The sequence below is a fragment of the Pseudoalteromonas aquimarina genome, assembly GCF_049257255.1.
Taxonomy (GTDB): domain Bacteria; phylum Pseudomonadota; class Gammaproteobacteria; order Enterobacterales; family Alteromonadaceae; genus Pseudoalteromonas.
In genome coordinates this window covers 461176-482199 of the sequence record NZ_JBMMUG010000004.1, presented here as the reverse complement: position 1 = coordinate 482199, position 21024 = coordinate 461176, and the positions used below count along the sequence as shown (strand labels likewise).

Here is a 21024-nt window from a genome sequence, read left to right as displayed (position 1 = left end):
CCTTACATAGAGTTTTCATATTTAAATGTCAAATCTCTGCTCCCTTAAAACCAGGATATAAACGTTATTCTATGCACTCTAACTGCATAGGCTTTCAAAAATCTTCAAGTTCAACTTTGTAACTAAATGATTTACAATGGCAATCTTAAAACAAATAATAATTAGGAAAAGTTTAATGGAACTAAACACAACGGAGCAAATACGTCGTTCACAAGTTCAATTTTCAGGTGAGACAGGACAATTCTTCAAAATTTGGATAGTTAATATCGTTTTAACAATCCTTACTTTTGGTATTTATTCAGCATGGGCCAAAGTACGTACTCATCGCTATTTTTATAGCAATACGAGTATTGAAGGCCATCAATTCACTTACTTAGCAAACCCAATTCAAATATTAATTGGTCGTATTATTGCCGTTGTATTGTTTATAATTTACATGGGTTCAGTACAATTTGTGCCAATACTAGGCCTTTTTATCATGCTAATTGCCATGTTTTTAATGCCATGGGTGATCAATCGCAGTATGCGTTTTCAAAATAAAATGACCAGTTACCGTAATGTACGCTTTGGCTTTAAAGGTAGTTATGGTGAGGCATTTTTAGTTTTTATTATTTTACCAGTACTAGCGGTATTCACTCTTTACTTGCTAATGCCTTGGGTAATTAAAAAAGTTAATGAATATATTATTGGCAACACTACATATGGTGATCGTCAAATTGAAACCGATTTATCGGCTACTGACTATTACATTGCCTTTTTACTGGTAGTTGCAATATCAGTCGGTGCAATGTTTGGTTTTGGCATTGTGATTGGTATTGGTGCGGCGATTTTTGGTGCAACAGTTGATACAACAAACTTAGATCCAAATGGGTTAAGCGCTGCGATGTTTATTATGGGCCCAATAAGTGCACTTTTATATGTGGGAATGTTTAGTTTAATTACGGGTATCTATCAGTCTCGTATTCGTGCTCATAACTTTGCTAACAGTGAAATTAAAGACGTTGTTCAGTTCAAATCAACAATTACTGAAATGCAATTTACACGTTTAGTGTTCTTTAACCTAATTGCTATTGGTTTATCACTTGGTCTTGCCTACCCATGGGCAAAAATTCGTAAAGCACGTTATTTAGCGAATGGTACCTTTGTTGAAATTCACCCTAATGCAGATCATATTATTGATGATATGACAGACGAAAAATCAGCAATTGGTGAAGAAATCGCTGATGTATTTGATTTAGATATCGCGATTACCTGATGTCACAGATCATTGATGGTACATTATACGGTTCGGGCAGCTCACATGCGTGTGCTGCCCAATTAGTTGTAACTGAGCATCATCTGAGCATCATTTCAAATGGTACAGAGCAATGTTCATATAACTTAACTGAAGTAAACTTAAGCGATGCTATTCCAGGTATAGCAGCCGAAATACGCTTGCCTAATGGTGATATGTTTATTCCAGCCGACAAAAACTGGCGTTTAAATAAACAAAGTGGCTCTCTGTTAAGTCAGCTGGAAAGCAATTGGCTAACAGTCGTTTCTTCTATTATTTTAGCACCCATTCTCGTTTACTGGCTGATTATGGTTGCAATGCCAGCGCTTGCGAGTAAAAGTGTTGAATGGTTACCTGAGAGTATTCCAGCCTATATGGGCGAACAATCATTCACCATTATAGATGAGGCATTTCTATCGCCATCCACACTCGATGACAATACAAAAAATAGTGTAAATTCTCTGTTCGATAAAGCGCTTCAAACCCTGCAATTAAATAATGAAGACTATCAATTATTAATTAAACAAAGTGACTACTTTGGCGCAAATGCATTAGCACTTCCGAACGGTACAGTGATTGTTACTGATGGGCTAATAACCCAGTTAATGGAATTTGAAAAAACACAAAAGACAGCCACATTTGATAGTATGCTAATGGCAATAATTCTCCATGAGATTGGTCATGTAGAAGCCAAACATAGTCTAAGGTTAGTTGCCCAATCGTTATCAAACGCCATTGTGTTTGCTCTATTGCTGGGTGATTTAGAAACGGTTGGTGAATTAATGGTTGGTGCAAGTTCTGCAGTTATTCAAGCCAATTTTTCTCGTGACATGGAAACAGAAGCTGATAATTTTGCGCTTAGCCACCTAGGAAAGTTAGGTTATGAACCGGCGGCGTTTGCTGATGCTATGGAAAGTTTTAATGAAGAAAAAGTAGATACCGCAGAAAGTATTTTTAAATACCTAAGTTCACACCCTGCCATTGTAGAGCGCATTGAAAAAGCAAAGAACTTCAATTCGCAACAATAATAATTTTTAAAATTCTCTAACGGTGTTTAAGTTGCTGTTAGAGATTTCAATCAAAGCTTTCATACTCCAAGCTATCAAGTTAATTTTTGATGTTATTTACATCTTTTTTAGCAAATCAGTCTGTAACGCTCATTATGAATTTACTCTATTTAGTTCATCAGTGTTCATATCAACAATATATATTGAAAGCAATTTAAGCTGGTGATTATGGTAGTTTGTAGGTGAGTTAAAGAAAAACAAAATGAACAAGTAAAACTTAACAGCCTGTGCATTAATAAAAGTTAAACGTCGACTATCACATTCAGTTAGGGCTCATTACCCTGTTGCTGAAAATGAAATTTATTACTTATTGAGCCGTTCATGCTTATATGAATGTATCAACCAAAGCAGACAGTGTTGATGAAGCAATTAATTGCATACAGTGCCAAATTCATTTACTGTTTAAAAATCAACAATAATGAAATTGCTCTTTTAGTGCATAAGCAAAATGACATCTAAATACACATCCTTAAAAGCATTTTATCCCTTTTATTTATCTCAACATCAAAACACGGTATGCCGCAGATTACACTTTGTAGGCTCGCTTTTAGGGCTTGCATGTTTGGCAGCTGCTATTATTTTACAAGTTCCCTACTATATCTTTTTAGGTTTAGTATTTGGTTATTTATTTGCTTGGATTGGACACTTTGTTTTTGAAAAAAACAAACCTGCGACCTTTCAATACCCGCTATACAGTTTTGTTTGCGATTGGTTAATGTTTCGCGACATTTTACTTAGGCGTTTACCTTGGTAAAGAGAGTAAATCTTTTATTGTTTCGATAGATAAAACAGCTTCAACTTCACTTGCTAGCTTTTCTATTTGTGCATCTCTTTCCTTCGCATAATCAAAAGTTTGAGCATCATTTAAACCTGCCCAAGTTAAGATTTCAGTAAGGTATTGGCTGTTATCAAAAATACCATGTAAATACGTTGCTTGAATTTGATTATCAGCACTTTTAAAACCTTCAAATTCACCATTATCTAATATAAATAAACGATCACAGTGCTCAGTAGCTTCACTTACACCTGCGTGGATCTCATAACCAGATACCGCAACCTCTGTTTTTAAACATTTAGCATTCGTTTTACTGAGTGTTTTTATGGGCATTAAAGTTGTTTTAATTGGTAAATAACCTAAACCTTTTTGTTCGGGTAACGTTGACTCAATACCATTTGGGTCAAATATATCTTGCCCTAACATTTGCATCCCACCACAAATACCGAACACTTTGCCACCATAACGTAGGTGCTTAACTATGTGATCTTGCCATTTTTCTTGTTCTAAAAATTTGAAGTCTGATATCACACTTTTAGAGCCTGGCAAAATTAGCAAATCGCATTTTTTCACTTCATTTGGAGTACGCGCGTAACTCAGTTCTACATTTGGGTGTAAACGTAATACATCAAAATCCGTATGATTTGAGATTCGAGGGTAAACAACCACAGTAACATGCAAAACAGTATCTGCGTTTACAATTTGGTTGAAATCAAGCGCATCCTCAGGCTCGATATAAAGGTTTGGAATATAAGGGATCGTTGCAAGTACAGGAATACCTAATTTTTGTTCCAACCAATCGTTCCCAGGTTTTAATAGCGCTATGTCACCTCTGAACTTATTGATGACAAACCCTTTAATTCGCGCTTTTTCTGATTCAGATAATAATTCGTATGTACCCACTAGATGTGCAAAAACACCACCTTTATCAATGTCTGCAACAATTATGACTGGGCAATCAGCCGCCTCTGCAAATCCCATATTTGCAATATCGCGATCTCTTAAGTTTATTTCTGCAGGGGAACCCGCACCTTCGACAATGACAGCATCATATAGATTCGCTAATTTATGATGAGACTCAAGTACAGCGCTTAATAATTTAGGCTTCATCTGATGGTAATCAACCGCATCGGAATTGCCTATTGATTTCCCATGCACAATCACTTGTGCACCAATGTCTGAATTTGGTTTAAGTAACACAGGGTTCATATCAACACTAGCTTCAACTCTTGCAGCCTCCGCTTGAACAGCTTGCGCTCTGCCTATTTCGCCACCATCTTTTGTAACAGCGCTATTTAACGCCATATTTTGTGGTTTAAAAGGTGCAACGCGAACATTATGATTAGATAAAATTCTGCACAATGCAGCAACTAAGATACTTTTTCCTGCGTCAGATGTTGTGCCTTGTACCATCAATGTTTGCTTTGCTTTCATAGTGTTCTCAAACTTCAAATTTGCTGCACACTATCAAATTTACGGACCATTGTCCTTTACAAATTAGCGCCATAATTCAGACTGTTATTAATATTTGCTAAGTATGAGCATTAAGGATGAAAAAAGTATTTCACTTAGGTTTAGATAAAGACGCACTGCAAGGGGCTACACTTGCAATTGTACCAGGCGATCCAGCCCGCGCTGAACGCATTGCAGAGTTTCTTGAAAACCCAACAGCACTGGCTAAAACACGTGAATATCATGTCTATTTAGGCTTTTTAAAACAAACACCGGTAGTTGTATGTTCAACCGGTATTGGTGGTCCAAGTACCTCCATTGCCGTTGAAGAATTAGCCCAGCTAGGTATACAAACTTTTTTACGCGTTGGTACAACAGGCGCTATTCAGCCTGGTATTAATGAAGGTGATTTATTAATTAGTCATGCATCAGTACGTTTAGACGGTGCAAGTCAACATTTCGCACCAATTCAATACCCTGCTGTTGCAGACTTTTTTGCAACTCAAGCTATGGTTAATGCCTGTGATGAGTTAGGTGCAACATATCATTTAGGCATTACGGCTTCTTCTGATACTTTCTATCCTGGTCAAGAACGTTATGACACTTACTCAGGTTATGTAACAAAAGCGTTCCAAGGAAGTTTTGATGAATGGCAAAAACTGGGCGTAATGAATTACGAAATGGAATCTGCAACATTATTTACCATGTGTTCTGCTCTTGGACTAAAAGCGGCATGTGTTGCAGGTGTTTTAGTTAACAGAACTCGCAGTGAAATTCCTGATATCGATCATCAAAAAGTAGAAAAAATTGCAGTAAAAGCAGTATTAAAGACTGCTGAAATTCTCATTTAGGCGGTAATTTGAGGAAGTATTATACTTCCTCAAACACCACATCTATCGCTTTATCTAAACTATTCGCCACAGCTAAAGTAACCCCATTTTGATTAGCCTTGTCTTTTCGCTGTTTTATTAAGATTGACTTAATACCATTAATACCCGAATGCCTATTATGCAATTGCATTTGACTTAAAGCTGCTTGCAAAGGTGATAAGCTTGGACTATATGCTGCATTTTCTAAGTAAACACCAAAGTATTGTTGATTATTCGAAGTTGTTATTTCACACGCTGCATTGTTGCCAGAATAAGGTGCATAACTTTGGGCAAAAAAATCGTCAATGGACACACTTTGTTTAAAGGGCTTTGAAAATAGCGGTGCATTATTATCTAAATCACTTGGACCAAACGCATCTGGCAAATAATCTTGGATTGATTTTGTCGTATCATCAACTGAGATTTGTGGTTGATTCTCTAATTTGATCTCATTGATAAACTGACGGCAAAAACCACAAGGCGATGCATTAATAATTAGTTTTTCAATTTTTGCAGCGCCATGGATTAATGCATTGTGAATAGCACTTTGCTCTCCGTGGACTACAAGACTTAATGCTTCATCTTTAAATTCTAAATTTGCACCAAAAAATAAGCGCCCCTGCTCGCCTGCTTCAAGAGCAAGTGCTGCAACGTGAAAGTTTGAAACTGGCGCGATTGCATAACCAGACACCCATTTCAAAAGAACATCAAAGAAGCTTTTTTTAGTGTCAAATAGAGAGGCTAAGTGAGTCACTTCATCACTTGTTAGATAAGATTTGCGTTCGGTATATTCTGATATTGCCGATTCAAATTGCTGAATTGTTGTCATATTAGCAAATTAAACTTTTAAAAAGGCAGTTAACACTACCGATTGCTGCTTTCCTATAATAAGGTCAAATGTCCGCTTGACACAAATATTTAATTCTAGTTACCTAAGTGTAAATAATTAATTATAAAATTAAGGATGACCATGCGTACTTTACTCCCCCTTTTAACCGCTGCAGCAATGCTAGGCTGTGCATCTAAGCCTTTAACGCTGTCACAAGCTGATAACGATATTGCATTTGGTGATTTAATTAAAATCGAAAATTCCAAGATGGATCTGTCTTTTGTTAAGCGAAATGTTGATTGGCAAAAGTACAATGCTATCCATATCGCAAAAATTACAGCAGATAACAACCATCCAGAGAATTATAAGCCGCCAAAAATTGATAAAAAATGGGATGGGTATAATGCAACTTTTGACATTCCAGAATCAGGCCTTAAAAAGCTTGAAGCTGAATTTATATCCATGGCAAAAAACACTTTTGATGATGAACAGCCTTGGCAGTACAAAGATAGTGTGGACGCAAACACCCTAGTTTTACATATAGAAATAACTGATATTCGGCTCTCTGCTCCAATCGAGTCATCAAGAAGAAATCAAAACATTAATGGTCGCTCCTACACGCAAAATGCTGGGTCTATGGTACTTAAAGCAGTCATACTTGACGGTGAATCTAATGAAGTGATTGCAACCTCAATTGACAGAGCGGCAGCACATGATAATTGGCGTTTAAATACACAAGTATTTAATTGGAGTGATGTGCGTACTATTTATCGCAGCTGGGCAAATGCGCTTAAAAATGCGATGTTTCAAATACACCAAGAGCGCTCAGAATAATCATTAGTATTGATGCACTTTTTGAAATGTGCATCAATAAACTCTCTGATCTTAAAGATTTATTTTTAGATCCGTGATAGTATTTTCGACATAAATAAAAACTGGTAACACTTTGTCCATAAACTATACTGTTTAGGTCAGCTTATGGAATTTTGCGAAGGTTTAGCAGGATTATAAAGTGCAAAATATGAAAAATTTTTCCCGATTTGTTGTGGTTACAATAGGGTTTATTATTGCTATCTATTTAATACTAGCCTTGTCATTAACTCAGGGTGTTGCACTATCACATCACAAAGATTCACAGATAAACCAAGTTATTCTTGATGCCAATAAATTAGAGCCTCAAAATGCCACCGTTATGTCGTCGTTGTTCAGTTACATCGACTTTGTTAACAGCGGCGATAAAATCTATATTCAAGTTGAAAAAAGAGATAACAAAATTAGCGCAATTCCCGTTAAAACACTGTTAACTGAAATGCTGTTGTTTTCGAATTTCCCGTTACTGTTTTTGTTAACGTTAACACTCATCATTCCCTTATTTGTATTTAATAAAAAGCAAAAAAGACTAAATAAATCGATTACCATTTTAAATAGTAAAACCGACAATCTATTAAGTGCATTTAATCTCGATTTACCTAAATATGAGACAGAAAATAATCTTGCACGCTTAAATCATTCAATAAACTCACTAAGTGAAGCTGTTGAACGTTATAAGCGCGACACCGAAACAAGTATCTTTCAAGACAAATTAACCGGGCTTGCTGACAGGCATGCTTATTTAAGCCACTTAAAAGAACAACTTGCACACGCAGAAAAGACTGATAAAAAACAGGCACTTTTATTTATCGACTTAGACGGGTTTAAGCAAGTTAATGATTCTTTTGGTCACAGTTTTGGTGATGAAGTGCTGATCCAAGTAGCCGAACGATTACGCACAATTGTGCGCAATCACAGCCTATCTTGTCAGCATCCTATTAACGGTATTGAGCAAAACCTTTCACGTCTTGGTGGTGATGAGTTTTCAATATTTATAAATGATTTAATTGATCCTTCACTTGCCGTGAATGTCGCCCAGAACGTATTACATGAAATCGAACGGGATTTTGTGCTTGGCAACAAAGTGGTAAAAATCGGCGCCAGTATTGGTATTGCTATTTACCCAGATAGTGCTTCAAGTCCATTTGCCCTATTACAAATGGCTGATGTTGCAATGTATCGCGCCAAAACAGATGGCCGCGGCATATTTCGAGTCTACTCCCCAGAGATGGGCAGTAAAATGCGACGCTATCATTATTTACTTGAAGAAATGCGTTTAGCCCTTGGTAGTAATAATTTCACACTTTCGTTTCAACCTATTGTTCATGTTGATGATTGTAGTATTGATTACTTTGAATGCTTAGTTAGGTGGCATCACCCAGTAGAGGGAACAATTACTCCAACCGAGTTTATCCCTATTGCTGAAGAATCAAATTTAATTTTAGAGCTAGGTGACTGGATATTATTTGAAGCATGCCGCCAAATGTCAGCGTGGTATAATGCGGGTATGACACGAGTTAGAATATCTGTGAACATTTCTGGTGTGCAACTAAAACATCGAAACCTTCACGAATGGGTTATGGATACCCTAACTAAAGTGGGCTTACCTCCTAAGGCGCTGATGTTAGAAATTACAGAATCATGTTTTATTGAAGCATCAAAAAACACCATTGAAAGCCTTCAAAAACTACGTAGTGAAGGCATAACCATTGCAATTGATGACTTTGGTACAGGTTTTAGTTCATTGTGTACATTAGCTGAGCTTCCGGTCGATGTTATCAAGATTGATAAACTGTTTATTGATCAAGCCAATGACAACCCTAAATATAATAAAATACTTCATTCTATCAGTGAACTTGGGCATCAATTAAACCTTAAAGTTGTAGCTGAAGGCGTTGAATGTGCAGAACAATTTGAACTTGTACGCAAAATGGGGATCCAATGTGTGCAGGGTTACCTTGTATCTAAACCTGAAACATCCAATACTGTTGGCACAAAAGTATTAAGAACAAATTTAAATCATATAGCAGCCACAGGTACCAATATCTGGCTACCTGAAAATGAACCAGCAACAAGAACCAAACTTCATTCCGTATAGTAGGAACACATTTATGAAAATCACATTGAAGACATTAATAATAAGCTTAGTTTTCGTCACATTCTTTGCAAAAGCGGATTTACAACAAGGTATCGATGCGGCTAATGAGGGTGATTTTGAAACTGCCCTTTATCATTTTAACTATTTAGTTGAAAACAACTATGGCCCCGCTATGTATCATCTTGGTCAAATGCATGAGTTTGGATATGGTATCGCTCGCGACCCAAAAAAAGCAGCAGAGCTCTATGAAAAAGGGGTAGCGCTTGGCGAAGAAGATGCCATGTTCGCCTTAGGTACACTTTATCAAGACGGTAAAGGGGTTAAAAAAGATTTACAAAAAGCAGTTTCTCTTTACGAACAATCAGCACAAAAAGGCCTTGCTGCTGCGCAATTTAATTTAGGTGTTATGTATGCAAATGGTACTGGCGTAATCCAAGATTTTTTCCAAGCAAAAGACTGGTACACAAAAGCCGCTGCACAAAATTATGCTGCTGCACAATTTAACCTCGCGCTTCTCTACTTCGAAGGACAAGGCGTAGATAAAAGCTTAGAAATGTCTTTTATCTGGAATTCAGTTGCTGAATTTAATGGCCATAAAGATGCAAGCCACAGTCGCAAGTTAGATGAACGTAAAATGTCTCCTTCGCAAGTAGAAGAAGCAAAAGAAAAGGCCAACGAACTATACCAAAAAATTCTAGCTGGTAAATATTACGGTGATGAACGTCGCATCTAATTGCTTTTTAACTTATTTACAGGCATGGTTTCTATTTTTGGAAACCGCCTGTGCTTAATCTTTTCCTTTTATGTATCATAATTGCCCTCATTTTTTTAATTGTTAAATCTTCACTTAACAATGCAAAAATAGCTAAACAAAACATTGAATTACAAAATCAATATCTAACAGAGAACAAACTAGGGTCAGGCGTGATTGAAACTGTTACAGGCCTACAATATGAAATGCTTGTTACTAATTCTAATGGGCAACAACCTAGAAAAACAAGCAAGGTTAAATGTCATTACCATGGTACATTAATTGACGGTACTGTTTTCGACTCATCTGTAGAAAGAAATACACCTCTTTCCTTTTCACTGAATCAAGTTATTCCGGGTTGGACTGAAGTTCTTCAGCTTATGAAAACGGGTGAGAAAGTCAAAGCGGTTATTCCGTATAACTTGGCATATGGAAAACGTGCTGTAGGGAAAATTCCACCAGCATCATTACTTATTTTTGAAATTGAACTACTCGAAGTTATAGATTAGTTATAAAAGCGTTAAACACCATAGTAAGCGATGAGCCTTAATGCAATTCCAGGTTCATCGTCAAAATCATAACGCTCTCTAAATTCAACAAATGGTTCTGCTTCAAAAAACAGCCAATGTTCAAAAAAACGCATGCGCCAGCGATAAGATGCGTAGTAACTGCGTTCTCCACTAAAACTGTCATTTGCCCAAGCCCCAATTACACCGGCTTGATCCTGATTATAGGTTTGGCTATGAAACACCCCAATGGATACACGCTTTGTCGGTTCACTTTCAACATAACGCGTATTAAATGCAAAGTTTAATATTTGGTGTGGTGTTAGTTTTACATCTGCACGAGTGTACAGGCGTGCACCAACACCGTCCTCTAAATAATACTCAATACTGGGACTGACTGAAAATCGCCAATCATTTATAGTGTGACGGAATTTAAGTCGTGTTTGGGCAAATAAGTTTGAACGGCTAAAACCAATACGATGCTCAACATTCCAGCGCTTACGCTGAACCATATACCAGTTTAACGCTGCGTTAATGTTATTATTTTGTTCAGTAGAAATACTTTGTAGGGGTAGCCTATCTTCTTCCTCTTCATCGTTATCGATAATCAGGCTCACTTTCTCTTCCCAATTTGGTAAATCTAAAGACACTTTGAATTGATTATCGAAATCGAGTAGATCTCTTGCACGGGGTGCAAAACCTAATGATATATAGCCTTTTGCACTTGCAATATCCCCTTTTGCATTATCATCTTTAACCAATTTATCAAGCCATTGCGCTGAATTTTGCATATGCGTATTTAAACGCGAACGAAATAATGTCGCACTTTCAGTGACTTCATTTTTGAGTTCAGCACTTATCGATTCAATTTGACTGGGCGTTGGTTGTGTATTGGCAGAAGAATTTGAAAAGGATAAAAAAGGGACTGTTATTAATACCAAGTAACCTACACGATACATATGGTTTAACAACATTCCCTTTCCTTAGTCAGTTACTAGATTGCAACTTTTTTAGGTGCTTTATAGTATTTATAAAGTCCAATTAATGATGCTGCAATCCAAAATAATTCAATTACAAAACTCGCTAAATTGAAATTATAACAGAGACTTATAAGTAAAAGAATTGCGCCAGACAGGTTCATTAGATTATAAGCAATACCTGTGGGTTTAACTTTATCTAATTGCAATAAAAAGAACGCACCGACAACAAGAAATGTACCGGTCATGCCGATAATATCGAAAATAATTGAGATCAATTGATAACTCCAAGCTTATGCGCCCAAATATGCTGGCCCGGTCCGTGGGGAGGGCGATTTTCATTCCATGAAACAGCTTGTAGTTGAGGAGAACCCTCAGTCGCGATTATTCTAATGATTTAAAAATCGCATGCAAACACTTTTGTCCTTGACATAGAGTTAAAGTAATTAACTTGTTTTGGCCTTACCGCCAATTATTTTATAAGCCGCACTACCTCGAATCATTTGCTCTCGGGCAAACTCTTGACCACACGTTGGGCAAATACAACTTACATCGCAAAAGTCTTTGGCAATACGCTCTTTAAAACATTTAACTAACGCACCTTTGCCATTTTTATGGTACTTGTAAAGGCGTGTTTTACATGACGCACATATAATATCAACTACACGTTCCGGCAAACGCTTATTTGGTTTAGCCATAATGTTCAACTTTCACCAATAGTGGTTTCTTCTGCAATTTACGTTGCAGTGTTCTACGGTGCATGCCTAATTGCCGCGCGGTTTCGGACACATTACCGTTATTTGTTTTAAGTACTTGATTAATATGTTCCCACTCCATCTGTTCGCTAGATAAAGGTGATTCATCCACTTCCACTACCGCTTTTTTACCTGTTAAGGTTGCAACGACAGACTGTGTATCCACAGGTTTTGCTAAATAATCATTTGCGCCTTGTCTTATTGCTTCTACCGCCGTGGCAATGCTGGCAAACCCGGTTAATAGCACTATCGAACTTTCTGGCAACAGCGAACGTAGTGGTTTTATCAATGGTAAGCTTGTCTGATTGCCGAGTTTCATATCAAGTAATATGTACTTTGGTTCAAATCGCCTAGCTGCTAGTAGTACTTCGTCTGCACTTGATACGAGTTCGACATTAAAGCCTTGCTTATGCATTCTTCGCGACAAGGTTTGCCCATAGGCAACATCGTCTTCAACAATGAGTAGATTCATAATAGAGGTAACCTTACTGTTACTTTAGCGCCATGTTTTTCAACTGTCTGTTGGTTATTTTCAATGATTAGTTCACCACCGAGTTTATTTACCGTGGTATTCGATAAGAAAAGTGCGATCCCCATTCCCTTTTGACTTTTAATGGTTTCGTGCCCGAGTGAATCAAGTAAGTCTAAATCAAAACCATTACCCTGATCGGTTATTTCAATGTTCAACAAATCAGACTTTTCAAAAACATTAATTTGAATTGTCTGTTTGGCAGCTTGTTTATTCGCATCAACCGCGTTTTGCACTACATTAATTAATGCCGACAAAAGTAAGCTATCCGCATTTATTTTACTTTCAGGACGGGTTTGATTGTTAAGCTCAATCTGTTGTTCTGGGAAATGCAATAAACAGGCATCATAAAATTCATTAAGTAAGTTATTTATAAAAATTGGTGCTATTTTATTCGCTTTAATCTGGCTTGCATAATCACGAAAATAAGCAAGTTGCTGTGTACATTGCAATAACGGCGCTGCCATCTCTTTCACAAGTGAATTATTACCACCAATTTCTTCTTCTAAGTCTTCATAAATCATTTGCAGGTTAGCAATCGGCGTTGCAAGGTGATGTGTTACTTGAGCAGCTGCTGTGCCAAGTGCCATAAGCTGTTCACTTCTTAGCGTTTCTTCACGTTGAATAGCCATTTGCCTTTCTTTATTGGTATTTGCTTTAACGAGTGCGCTTATTGTTGTAGTTACTACCAAAGCGGATAAAACAAAATTAAGCCACATACCAAGGAAGTGTTCTTGCATATCCATATGGTGCATTTCATGTTTTGGCATGTTAAATACCAGTAACGTGTAAAATCCAACAGCGGTAAAAGAGCAAAGCGCTAGCCAGCGTAACGGTAAGCAGACTGCGGCAATAATCAGCGGTAAAAGTAATAGCGAAACAAAAGCATTCGTTGCCCCGCCACTATAAAGCAGCATTAAACTTAAGAAAGTGATATCTGCCAGGATCTGTAATGCAAGTGCAAGGTTCGTCGCATTTAGTCTCGAAAAATAAACAATACTTGAGAGGTGAAACAAGGTTTCGAATGCAATAATCAACAGCAATACACCAATATAATCATGCGTTCCCATTGAAAAGTGCAGCACTATGACACTGAGCAATTGAATAGCAATTGATACTGTTCGTAAAAATAATAATCGACTAATTGGCTTTCGATAAGCTAATGAAGGTTCTGCACTAATAAATTTAGCAAGCAAAGTCATATGTAACTCGTTTAAACAAAGACAAATCGCACTGTATCTGGTATAACCAGTTCAACACACTAAGAAATGAACGTAAGGGTTGCTAATGAAGTATGCCAAAATTACCGGCTGGGGGAAATGCATTCCACCGGTAACACTCACAAATGATGATCTAAGCCAAATAATGGAAACTAATGATGAATGGATTACATCTCGTACTGGCATTAAAGAGCGTCGTATTTCTCATCAAAGTACCGCTGATTTAGCAACTATAGCAGCACGTAATGCCCTTGATTGTGCCGGCATTACCGATGCAAGTGATATTGATTTAGTTCTGCTTGCGACGTGCACACCAACAACTCTAGTTGCAAATACCGCTTCGCAAGTTCAAAAAAATATTGGTGCCAAAGGGGCTGCTGCATGTGATGTAAACGCCGCATGTTCAGGGTTTTTGTATGCATTACAAAATGCCACGGCGCAAATTCAAGCTGGCATGATTAAAAAAGCGGTAGTAATTGGTGCTGAACGAATGACTTGGTACGTTAACTGGCAGCGCCGTGATAGTGCTGTATTATTCGGTGACGGTGCAGGTGCGGTCGTCCTTGAAGCAAGCGATGATAAATCAGGACTACTTGGAACAAAAACTGGCTGTGATAGTGAAGACCGTGAAATTCTTCATATTCGTAATTTTGGTACTGACATTGATAAATACCAAGCAGTAGGACCTTCTGATATTTTATTTGAAGGGCGCGAAATCTTTAAACGCGCAGTAAAAGGTATGACAACCGCAGTGGATGATGTATTGCAGCAAGTAGGCAGTGATATATCTGATATTGATGTACTTATCCCGCATCAGGCAAATTTACGCATAATCCAAGCAATTCAAACTAAAGTTAAGTTACCTGATGAATCTGTTATGGTGAATATAGATAAGTACGGAAATACCTCTGCTGCGACCATTCCTATTGCGCTGTGTGAAGCAGTTGAATGTGGTTTAATTAAACCCAAGAGCAGTATTATTTCAGCGGCATTTGGTGCTGGTTTAACATGGGCTGCAAGTTATATTCAATGGGGAGAGCGCACGACTCCTATAACAGCTCCTTCACACACATTATCAGATTGCGATCATACTGGACTTGAATTAATCCAACATGCTATAGCACATTGTCAGTAACCTCTTATTAAGCCTGCATTTATGCAGGCTTTCTTATTTGCAAATTTTCCTTTTAACACTACGCTTTAAATATTAAGACGCGCCATAACGCATGTGATGGATTGCAATTTTGCGAATGTTAAAGGGTACTACTATGCATGAGCATACTTCCGCAATAGAACAAAGACGCTCATTACGACTTGACATGGAAAAAGAGCTTATCGGCTTAGAATGGCAATGTGAAAATGGGAATATCATTAAACGCCAAGCAATGTGTATTGATGTATCCAATGGTGGGCTAAAAGTAAATATTGACCGCCCTATCAATACCGAAAATCCTGTAAAAGTTACATTCCGAGATAAACAAGGCACCACAAACTCAGTTTATGCAAAGGTAATAAGAGAAACTGAGGTGCATGATTGGTTTGATGTTGCAATGGAATTTGTCGAGCAAGGGGGTGACAAATGATTATTCTTGTTGGAGGCGAAAAAGGTGGTAGTGGCAAGAGCTGTTTAGCGCAAAATGTCGCTGTTTATTTAACACTTCAAAATTTTACAGTTTTAATAGTTGATTGTGATCCGCAACGAACTTCATCGGATTGGATCCAAGCCCGTAATACTAATCCTCAACTTCCTTGTATTAACTGTGTTCAGCTTTATGGCAAAATTAGAAATGATTTACTTAGTTTAGAAAATCATTATGACTATGTCATTGTCGATTGTGGCGGACAAGATAATCTTGCGTTACGTGCCGCCATGTCAGTTGCAGATCATACCCTGATCCCACTTAGACCGAAACGCCGTGATCTCAAAACGGTACCGCATATGGAAGACATTTTAACAACTTGTAAAATGGTTAATCCAAAATTAAATGCGGCATTTGTAATTACTCAATGCCCTTCTCTGCCAAATCAGGCTAATCGCATTATCGAAGCGAAAGAAGTATGTGCTTCTTATGGTATTCCAGTTTTAAATGCTGTTACATTCAGCAGAAACATATATGATGATAGTGAAGAAAACGGGCAGTCTGTTATCGAGCGCGATCCAGATGGTAAAGCAGCTCAAGAAATTAAAGCCATTGTTGATGAATTATTAACAATGGAAGTGGTTCATGGTCATGAGTTTAATTGATTTAAAAAAAAATAAAGGACGAAATCAAAAAGAAAAGATTTCGGTGGATGAATTTATTGAGCAAGCTAATTTATATGCTCAAGGTAAGTCCAATACCCATGATAATAAAAGACATATTAAAAAAGGGCGAAAGTTCAAAAATGCGACTTTCACCCTTTCGCCAGATCATATTAAGCAGCTAGACGAGATCTCAAAACATTCTGGTTTATCTAAATCTTATATATTAAGACTGTTAATAAACGAGCTTGCACAAGGGGATGATCTCAGCTTAGATGCTTTACTTGATCATATCGATACTAAATAAATTTATTGATACTTATCCTGTAAGTACTTCAATACAGCACGCACACCAAAGGCTTCGCCACCAACAGGACGGCCTGGTAACTTTCTTAAGTTCCACGCCATTACATCAAAGTGAACCCATGAAATGTTGTCATCAACAAACTCTTGTAAATAAAGAGCAGCAGTAATGGCACCACCAAATGGACCTGGCGCACAGTTCGTCATATCAGCGACTGTGCTGTTTAATAAATCTTTATAATCTTGATAAAGCGGTAAGTGCCAAACTGGATCTTGTACATCTTCTGCAGCAGCTTCTAAGCCTGATACTAACGCTTTATCATCACTGAAAAATCCTGGTAATTCCGTTCCTAATGCAATACGACAAGCGCCTGTTAAAGTTGCGAAATCAATAAGTGTATCAGGTTTATCGTTCACAGCCTCAGCTAATGCATCACAAAGCACTAAGCGCCCTTCTGCATCTGTATTATCAATTTCAACAGTAATGCCTTTACGTGTTTTTATTACATCGCCTGGACGTAGCGCATTATCAGAAACCGCATTTTCAACCGCAGGGATCATTACGCGCAAGTGAACAGGTAATTTAAATGCCATGATCATATGCGCCAAACCTAACACATGCGCTGCACCGCCCATGTCTTTTTTCATTAAACGCATGCCTGATGCAGGTTTTAAATCTAAACCACCAGAATCAAAACAAACGCCTTTACCGACTAAAGTAACTTTAGGCGCATTTTCATCGCCCCAACGTAAGTCGAGCAGTCTTGGTTTATTAGCGCTTGCACGTCCAACAGCGTGAATGGTTGGATAGTTTTGTTCAAGTAATTCATCACCTACAATTTGTGAAAAAGTACCAGAAAACTCATCGGCCATATCAGACATAAATTCAGCCATATGCTGTGGCATCATATCACCCGCTGGCATATTTACTAAGTCGCGAACAATGCTAACTCCTTTCACATAGGTCACTACTTCATCGAAAACAGTTTTGTCAGCGATTGCTAATTTTACCGATTGGGTTTTAGATTGCTTATAGGGTGCAAAATCGTAACAGCCTAACGCAAAACTAGTCGCGATTAGTTTGCTAGTATCTTTATCGTTGGTTAATAAATATGTGCCATCAGGTAACTGGCTAGCAAGATCACCACATGCCCAAAGCGACTCTGTGCTTTTTGTGAAGAACACTGCCTGTTCCAATTTCCCATCTGTAAAATTAGGTACTAGTAATACACCTTTGCCTTCAAAACTTATCGCATTAAGCCAATTTTGAATAACGGTGGTTTGCCTTTGTTGCCAAGCGTTAAATTCGCTTGATGCAAGAATTGTAAGCGGAGTCCCTTCAGATTGGTGAACTAGGGCTTGCGTCATATTTAAAGACCTTCATTTGTTTTAAATTATGCGTAATAGCATAACAAACATTTGAATTGAATGTCTGATTTAAACGTTAAGAAATTTACTTATTTTCTGATTTGTTAAAGGCACTTGGCAGTACTTCAACGCCAACCATTTTGCCCAATTTAACAATGAGCGGAATTGTAATAGGTGCAAAAGGTAAGACAGCAAAAATGCCTAATCCAACCCCTTTTAGCACATCAAGAAACTGTTGATTTGCTTCTTTCAATTCACTTTTGCTCGCTTTACCTTGCGTATAATTACGATAAGTGATTAGCATATCAATCGTTTCTTTTTTTTCTTGAGCGAGTGCATGTTTTACTTGCAACATTTGACGACGAACTTTTAATCGGCTTCTTTGTTGTTTTATTTTAAGCACACGCACAGGTGCTTTATGGAAATATTTCATCGTTCGCATACATATATTTTCGCACATGAAATACAAAAGGTATAAACGATTTCTGTAAAAAGTTGTTGATTTAAATTCCTTTGTATTAGGAGTGTTGTTTAAACCACTCTAAAGTATCTTGGAATGTTTCGGCTTTGGCCTCTGTAGCCGTTAATATATTTATATGATCGTAGTCGATTAAGTGGTTATGTTTTTTACCATACATATTTAATAACTGTTTGCCTTGACCACTTTCTTTGATAAACGCTTCAATATCTATTTTCTGCGCTAAAGCCTTGTCATTTACAGCACCAATGTGAAGTGTTGGCGGTAAAGCTCGTTCTGACAGTGCTTTGCTATAGTCAAAGCCATCAAATGGGCATACCCAAGGGTTTCTTTTTACCCATTCAACGCCCTCTTTATGAGATAAACGTGTTTCATCGTCAGAACCAAAACCAAAACGCTTGGCAGGTAAATAGCCATACATTCTGATTAAAATTGGCGAAATAAAATACCAAACTAAATTTGCCTGTAAATATTTACTTGGGTGATTATTATAAATCGTTCGTTTTGATGCAAAATAGACGCATGCTTTTAACTCATTTTGGTACTGTGGAAAACGTGCCAGCACAGAATTAAGCAAAACGCCGCCCCAAGAATGAGCACAAAAATAGGAAATGGGTTGCTTAGTTGTCTTTGCGATAAAATCCAGCATGGCAGGTATTTCTTCGACGATAGAATCTCGTTGACCAGTTTTACTGTCACTTGAAATTTTAGGTTCGCTATTTCCTCTACCTCTGAGGTCTGCCACAAAACAATTAAAACCTGATTCAGCTAAAAACGGTGCTAATCCTTTATTAGAATGGGTATAAAATATTCGGCCATTTTCTACAGCGCCATGCATAAAAAACACAACAGGTCCTTTAGCATTGGTGTAAATTTGCCTTAAATGAACCTTGTCGCCATTTGCCATCGTTATTAGGTGAGACTCTTGTTTAATCATATTTATTGCTTTTATCTGGTCATACCACCCAAATACTAAAAACTTAAGCTTGTTTTTGCAAGAGTTACGCAAGAGCGTGTTAAAATAGGGAGATTATCAGTAAAGACTGAAACGACTATGACATCCAAAAAACACCATCCACGGAACATTCATCTTAATGGCTATGATTTAGAGCGTTTAGCTAAGAACTCCCCTTTGCTCAAAGCACAATTAATTAAAAATGAGTATGATAAAACATCACTAGATTTTAGCGATGCAATTGCTGTTAAAGCGCTTAACCAAGCACTGTTAGTCGAAGATTATAAAGTTGCTGTTTGGGACATTCCTGATGTTAATTTATGCCCTGCAGTGCCAGGACGTGCTGATCTTATCCATACCTTAGCGGATTTACTTGCAACAAAGCATAGTGGCGATATACCAACAGGCAAGAAAATTCACTTACTCGATATTGGTACGGGAGCGTCTTTAATTTACCCTATTTTGGCGCATAAAATTTACGGTTGGAAAGCAACTGCTAGTGATATTGATAATAACTCATTAAAACAGGCTAAAAACCTTGCAACATTTAACCAATTGCCGATAAAACTGAAATTACAAAAAGAGTCCCAACGTATATTTCGGGGCATTATTAAAGAAAATGACTATTTTGATATCACTTGCTGTAACCCCCCTTTTCATGGCTCTTTAGAAGATGCCAAAAAGGCTAATCAACGTAAGTGGCGAAATTTAGATAAAAACGACACTAAAGGCTTTAATTTTTCAGGGCAAAAAGCAGAATTGTGGTGTGAAGGTGGCGAGCTCTCTTTCTTACGTAACATGATTAAAGAAAGTGAATTGTTTAAATCTCAAGTAGGTATTTTTACTTCTCTGATTTCAAAGAAGGAAAATTTACCTTTGTTAACAAAAGCGTTAGAAAAGTTAGATGACTGCAGTTATCAAGTTTTACCTTTAGCGCATGGGCAAAAACTTATGCACTTATTGTGTTGGCAATTTAACGTGTAACTGAATTGATTGTGATAAATACTAGATGGACTCAATAAATAATTGAGCCCATCTAAGTAAAAAATTAATTAGGTACAGCTAATTGATTTTCCAAGCCTTCAAAATAGTGCTTACGGCAAACTGAAACATAACGATCGTTACCGCCTATTTCAACTTGTTCACCCTGTGTAATAGGCACACCTTGCTCATTTGTTCGAAGCACCATATTAGCTTTACGCCCACAGTGGCAAACCGTTTTAAGTTCAATCAGTTTGTCTGCCCACGCCAATAAATACTGTGCACCTACAAACAATTCGCCTAAGAAATCGGTTCTTAAGCCGTAGCACAGCACAGGAATTTTTAATCTATCTACCACTAAACACAATTCTTCAACTTGTTTCTTAGTTAAAAATTGCGCTTCATCAATTAAAACACAATCAATTTTTTTGATGGCATGTTTGGTGGCTATTTCATCAATTAGATTTGATTCAGGTGAGAACAATGACGCATCAGCGGCAAGTCCAATGCGCGAACTTACCTTACCTGCGCCAAATCGCGTATCAATTGCTGCCGTATAGATTAATGGCTCCATACCACGTTCTTTATAGTTAAATGCCGACTGTAGTAACGTAGTAGATTTTCCTGCATTCATCGCAGAATAATAGAAGTACAACTGAGCCATAAATTACCTAAAAGCTAAAATGTTAATGCTAACTAATTTGGGTGATTCGTGCTAGGAAAAGA

The 21024-nt window shown here is 37.4% G+C and carries 24 protein-coding genes; 13 read left to right on the top strand and 11 right to left on the bottom strand.

What is annotated here, in order from left to right:
- Positions 1 to 175: 175 nt before the first annotated feature.
- The 3 genes from AAEU29_RS12930 to AAEU29_RS12920 all read left to right on the top strand — a co-directional run bounded on the left by AAEU29_RS12930 (position 176) and on the right by AAEU29_RS12920 (position 3094).
- Positions 176 to 1255, top strand: a complete 1080-nt coding sequence (locus tag AAEU29_RS12930; protein WP_421973733.1) for a YjgN family protein — start codon at positions 176 to 178, stop codon at positions 1253 to 1255.
- Positions 1255 to 2301: a M48 family metallopeptidase gene (locus AAEU29_RS12925; protein WP_421973732.1), complete on the top strand. Its 1047-nt coding sequence runs from the start codon at positions 1255 to 1257 to the stop codon at positions 2299 to 2301. Before AAEU29_RS12930 ends, AAEU29_RS12925 begins: the two co-directional genes overlap by 1 nt.
- A gap of 487 nt (positions 2302 to 2788) precedes the next feature.
- Complete coding sequence (locus AAEU29_RS12920) at positions 2789 to 3094, top strand: Mpo1-like protein (protein WP_421973731.1); 306 nt, start codon at positions 2789 to 2791, stop codon at positions 3092 to 3094.
- Here AAEU29_RS12920 and AAEU29_RS12915 read toward each other — a convergent pair.
- Positions 3083 to 4549, bottom strand: coding sequence for a cobyric acid synthase (locus tag AAEU29_RS12915; protein WP_421973730.1), 1467 nt, complete (start codon positions 4547 to 4549; stop codon positions 3083 to 3085). The two genes, AAEU29_RS12920 and AAEU29_RS12915, sit on opposite strands and share 12 nt — an antisense overlap.
- Positions 4550 to 4665: 116 nt before the next feature.
- On the opposite strand from AAEU29_RS12915, the gene udp reads away from it, so the two are divergent.
- Positions 4666 to 5418, top strand: coding sequence for a uridine phosphorylase (gene udp / locus AAEU29_RS12910; protein ID WP_421973729.1), 753 nt, complete (start codon positions 4666 to 4668; stop codon positions 5416 to 5418).
- Positions 5419 to 5437: 19 nt separating this feature from the next.
- Here udp and cdd read toward each other — a convergent pair whose 3' ends face one another.
- A complete protein-coding gene (cdd, locus tag AAEU29_RS12905) occupies positions 5438 to 6265 on the bottom strand; it encodes a cytidine deaminase (protein WP_421973728.1) in 828 nt (275 codons plus the stop codon).
- Between the two features lie 141 nt (positions 6266 to 6406).
- Between cdd and AAEU29_RS12900 the strand changes: the two genes are divergently transcribed.
- The 4 genes from AAEU29_RS12900 to bamJ all read left to right on the top strand — a co-directional run bounded on the left by AAEU29_RS12900 (position 6407) and on the right by bamJ (position 10493).
- On the top strand, positions 6407 to 7099 hold the full coding sequence (locus AAEU29_RS12900; RefSeq protein WP_421973727.1) for a DUF3313 family protein: 693 nt from the start codon (positions 6407 to 6409) through the stop codon (positions 7097 to 7099).
- Positions 7100 to 7286: 187 nt separating this feature from the next.
- A complete protein-coding gene (locus tag AAEU29_RS12895; protein WP_421973726.1) occupies positions 7287 to 9233 on the top strand; it encodes a putative bifunctional diguanylate cyclase/phosphodiesterase in 1947 nt (648 codons plus the stop codon).
- Between the two features lie 13 nt (positions 9234 to 9246).
- Positions 9247 to 9966, top strand: coding sequence for a tetratricopeptide repeat protein (locus AAEU29_RS12890; RefSeq protein ID WP_421973725.1), 720 nt, complete (start codon positions 9247 to 9249; stop codon positions 9964 to 9966).
- A 50-nt stretch (positions 9967 to 10016) separates the two neighbouring features.
- A complete protein-coding gene (gene bamJ, locus AAEU29_RS12885) occupies positions 10017 to 10493 on the top strand; it encodes a BamJ family beta-barrel-assembly machinery protein (RefSeq protein ID WP_421973724.1) in 477 nt (158 codons plus the stop codon).
- Between the two features lie 11 nt (positions 10494 to 10504).
- Here the strand turns inward: bamJ and AAEU29_RS12880 are convergent, their stop codons facing one another.
- The 5 genes from AAEU29_RS12880 to AAEU29_RS12860 all read right to left on the bottom strand — a co-directional run bounded on the left by AAEU29_RS12880 (position 10505) and on the right by AAEU29_RS12860 (position 13953).
- Positions 10505 to 11464: a hypothetical protein gene (locus AAEU29_RS12880; RefSeq protein WP_421973723.1), complete on the bottom strand. Its 960-nt coding sequence runs from the start codon at positions 11462 to 11464 to the stop codon at positions 10505 to 10507.
- Between the two features lie 20 nt (positions 11465 to 11484).
- Entirely contained in the window at positions 11485 to 11745 is a 261-nt protein-coding gene (locus AAEU29_RS12875) for a CBU_0592 family membrane protein (protein WP_372769516.1), read from the bottom strand.
- A gap of 168 nt (positions 11746 to 11913) precedes the next feature.
- Entirely contained in the window at positions 11914 to 12165 is a 252-nt protein-coding gene (locus AAEU29_RS12870) for a hypothetical protein (protein WP_421973722.1), read from the bottom strand.
- Positions 12158 to 12694: a response regulator transcription factor gene (locus tag AAEU29_RS12865; RefSeq protein ID WP_421973721.1), complete on the bottom strand. Its 537-nt coding sequence runs from the start codon at positions 12692 to 12694 to the stop codon at positions 12158 to 12160. Before AAEU29_RS12865 ends, AAEU29_RS12870 begins: the two co-directional genes overlap by 8 nt.
- The gene (locus AAEU29_RS12860; protein ID WP_421973720.1) at positions 12691 to 13953 is read right to left on the bottom strand and encodes a sensor histidine kinase; all 1263 of its coding nucleotides are present in this window, start codon (positions 13951 to 13953) and stop codon (positions 12691 to 12693) included. Before AAEU29_RS12860 ends, AAEU29_RS12865 begins: the two co-directional genes overlap by 4 nt.
- An 85-nt stretch (positions 13954 to 14038) precedes the next feature.
- Here AAEU29_RS12860 and AAEU29_RS12855 point away from each other — a divergent pair, with 85 nt between their 5' ends.
- The 4 genes from AAEU29_RS12855 to AAEU29_RS12840 all read left to right on the top strand — a co-directional run bounded on the left by AAEU29_RS12855 (position 14039) and on the right by AAEU29_RS12840 (position 16520).
- On the top strand, positions 14039 to 15106 hold the full coding sequence (locus tag AAEU29_RS12855; protein WP_421973719.1) for a ketoacyl-ACP synthase III: 1068 nt from the start codon (positions 14039 to 14041) through the stop codon (positions 15104 to 15106).
- A 133-nt stretch (positions 15107 to 15239) separates the two neighbouring features.
- A complete protein-coding gene (locus AAEU29_RS12850; RefSeq protein ID WP_421973718.1) occupies positions 15240 to 15554 on the top strand; it encodes a PilZ domain-containing protein in 315 nt (104 codons plus the stop codon).
- Positions 15551 to 16216, top strand: coding sequence for an AAA family ATPase (locus tag AAEU29_RS12845; protein WP_274760003.1), 666 nt, complete (start codon positions 15551 to 15553; stop codon positions 16214 to 16216). The genes AAEU29_RS12850 and AAEU29_RS12845 overlap by 4 nt, the downstream gene beginning before the upstream one ends.
- A complete protein-coding gene (locus AAEU29_RS12840; protein ID WP_421973717.1) occupies positions 16203 to 16520 on the top strand; it encodes a ribbon-helix-helix protein, CopG family in 318 nt (105 codons plus the stop codon). The genes AAEU29_RS12845 and AAEU29_RS12840 overlap by 14 nt, the downstream gene beginning before the upstream one ends.
- A 2-nt stretch (positions 16521 to 16522) precedes the next feature.
- On the opposite strand, the gene AAEU29_RS12835 is transcribed toward AAEU29_RS12840, so the two are convergent.
- The 3 genes from AAEU29_RS12835 to AAEU29_RS12825 all read right to left on the bottom strand — a co-directional run bounded on the left by AAEU29_RS12835 (position 16523) and on the right by AAEU29_RS12825 (position 19299).
- On the bottom strand, positions 16523 to 17884 hold the full coding sequence (locus AAEU29_RS12835; protein ID WP_421973716.1) for a leucyl aminopeptidase family protein: 1362 nt from the start codon (positions 17882 to 17884) through the stop codon (positions 16523 to 16525).
- A gap of 85 nt (positions 17885 to 17969) precedes the next feature.
- Positions 17970 to 18326, bottom strand: coding sequence for a hypothetical protein (locus AAEU29_RS12830; protein ID WP_421973715.1), 357 nt, complete (start codon positions 18324 to 18326; stop codon positions 17970 to 17972).
- A 76-nt stretch (positions 18327 to 18402) separates the two neighbouring features.
- A complete protein-coding gene (locus AAEU29_RS12825) occupies positions 18403 to 19299 on the bottom strand; it encodes an alpha/beta fold hydrolase (RefSeq protein ID WP_421973714.1) in 897 nt (298 codons plus the stop codon).
- Between the two features lie 117 nt (positions 19300 to 19416).
- Here AAEU29_RS12825 and rlmF point away from each other — a divergent pair, with 117 nt between their 5' ends.
- Entirely contained in the window at positions 19417 to 20301 is an 885-nt protein-coding gene (gene rlmF, locus AAEU29_RS12820; RefSeq protein ID WP_421973713.1) for a 23S rRNA (adenine(1618)-N(6))-methyltransferase RlmF, read from the top strand.
- A gap of 64 nt (positions 20302 to 20365) precedes the next feature.
- On the opposite strand, the gene AAEU29_RS12815 is transcribed toward rlmF, so the two are convergent.
- The gene (locus tag AAEU29_RS12815) at positions 20366 to 20962 is read right to left on the bottom strand and encodes a thymidine kinase (protein WP_274759997.1); all 597 of its coding nucleotides are present in this window, start codon (positions 20960 to 20962) and stop codon (positions 20366 to 20368) included.
- Positions 20963 to 21024 lie beyond the last annotated feature (62 nt).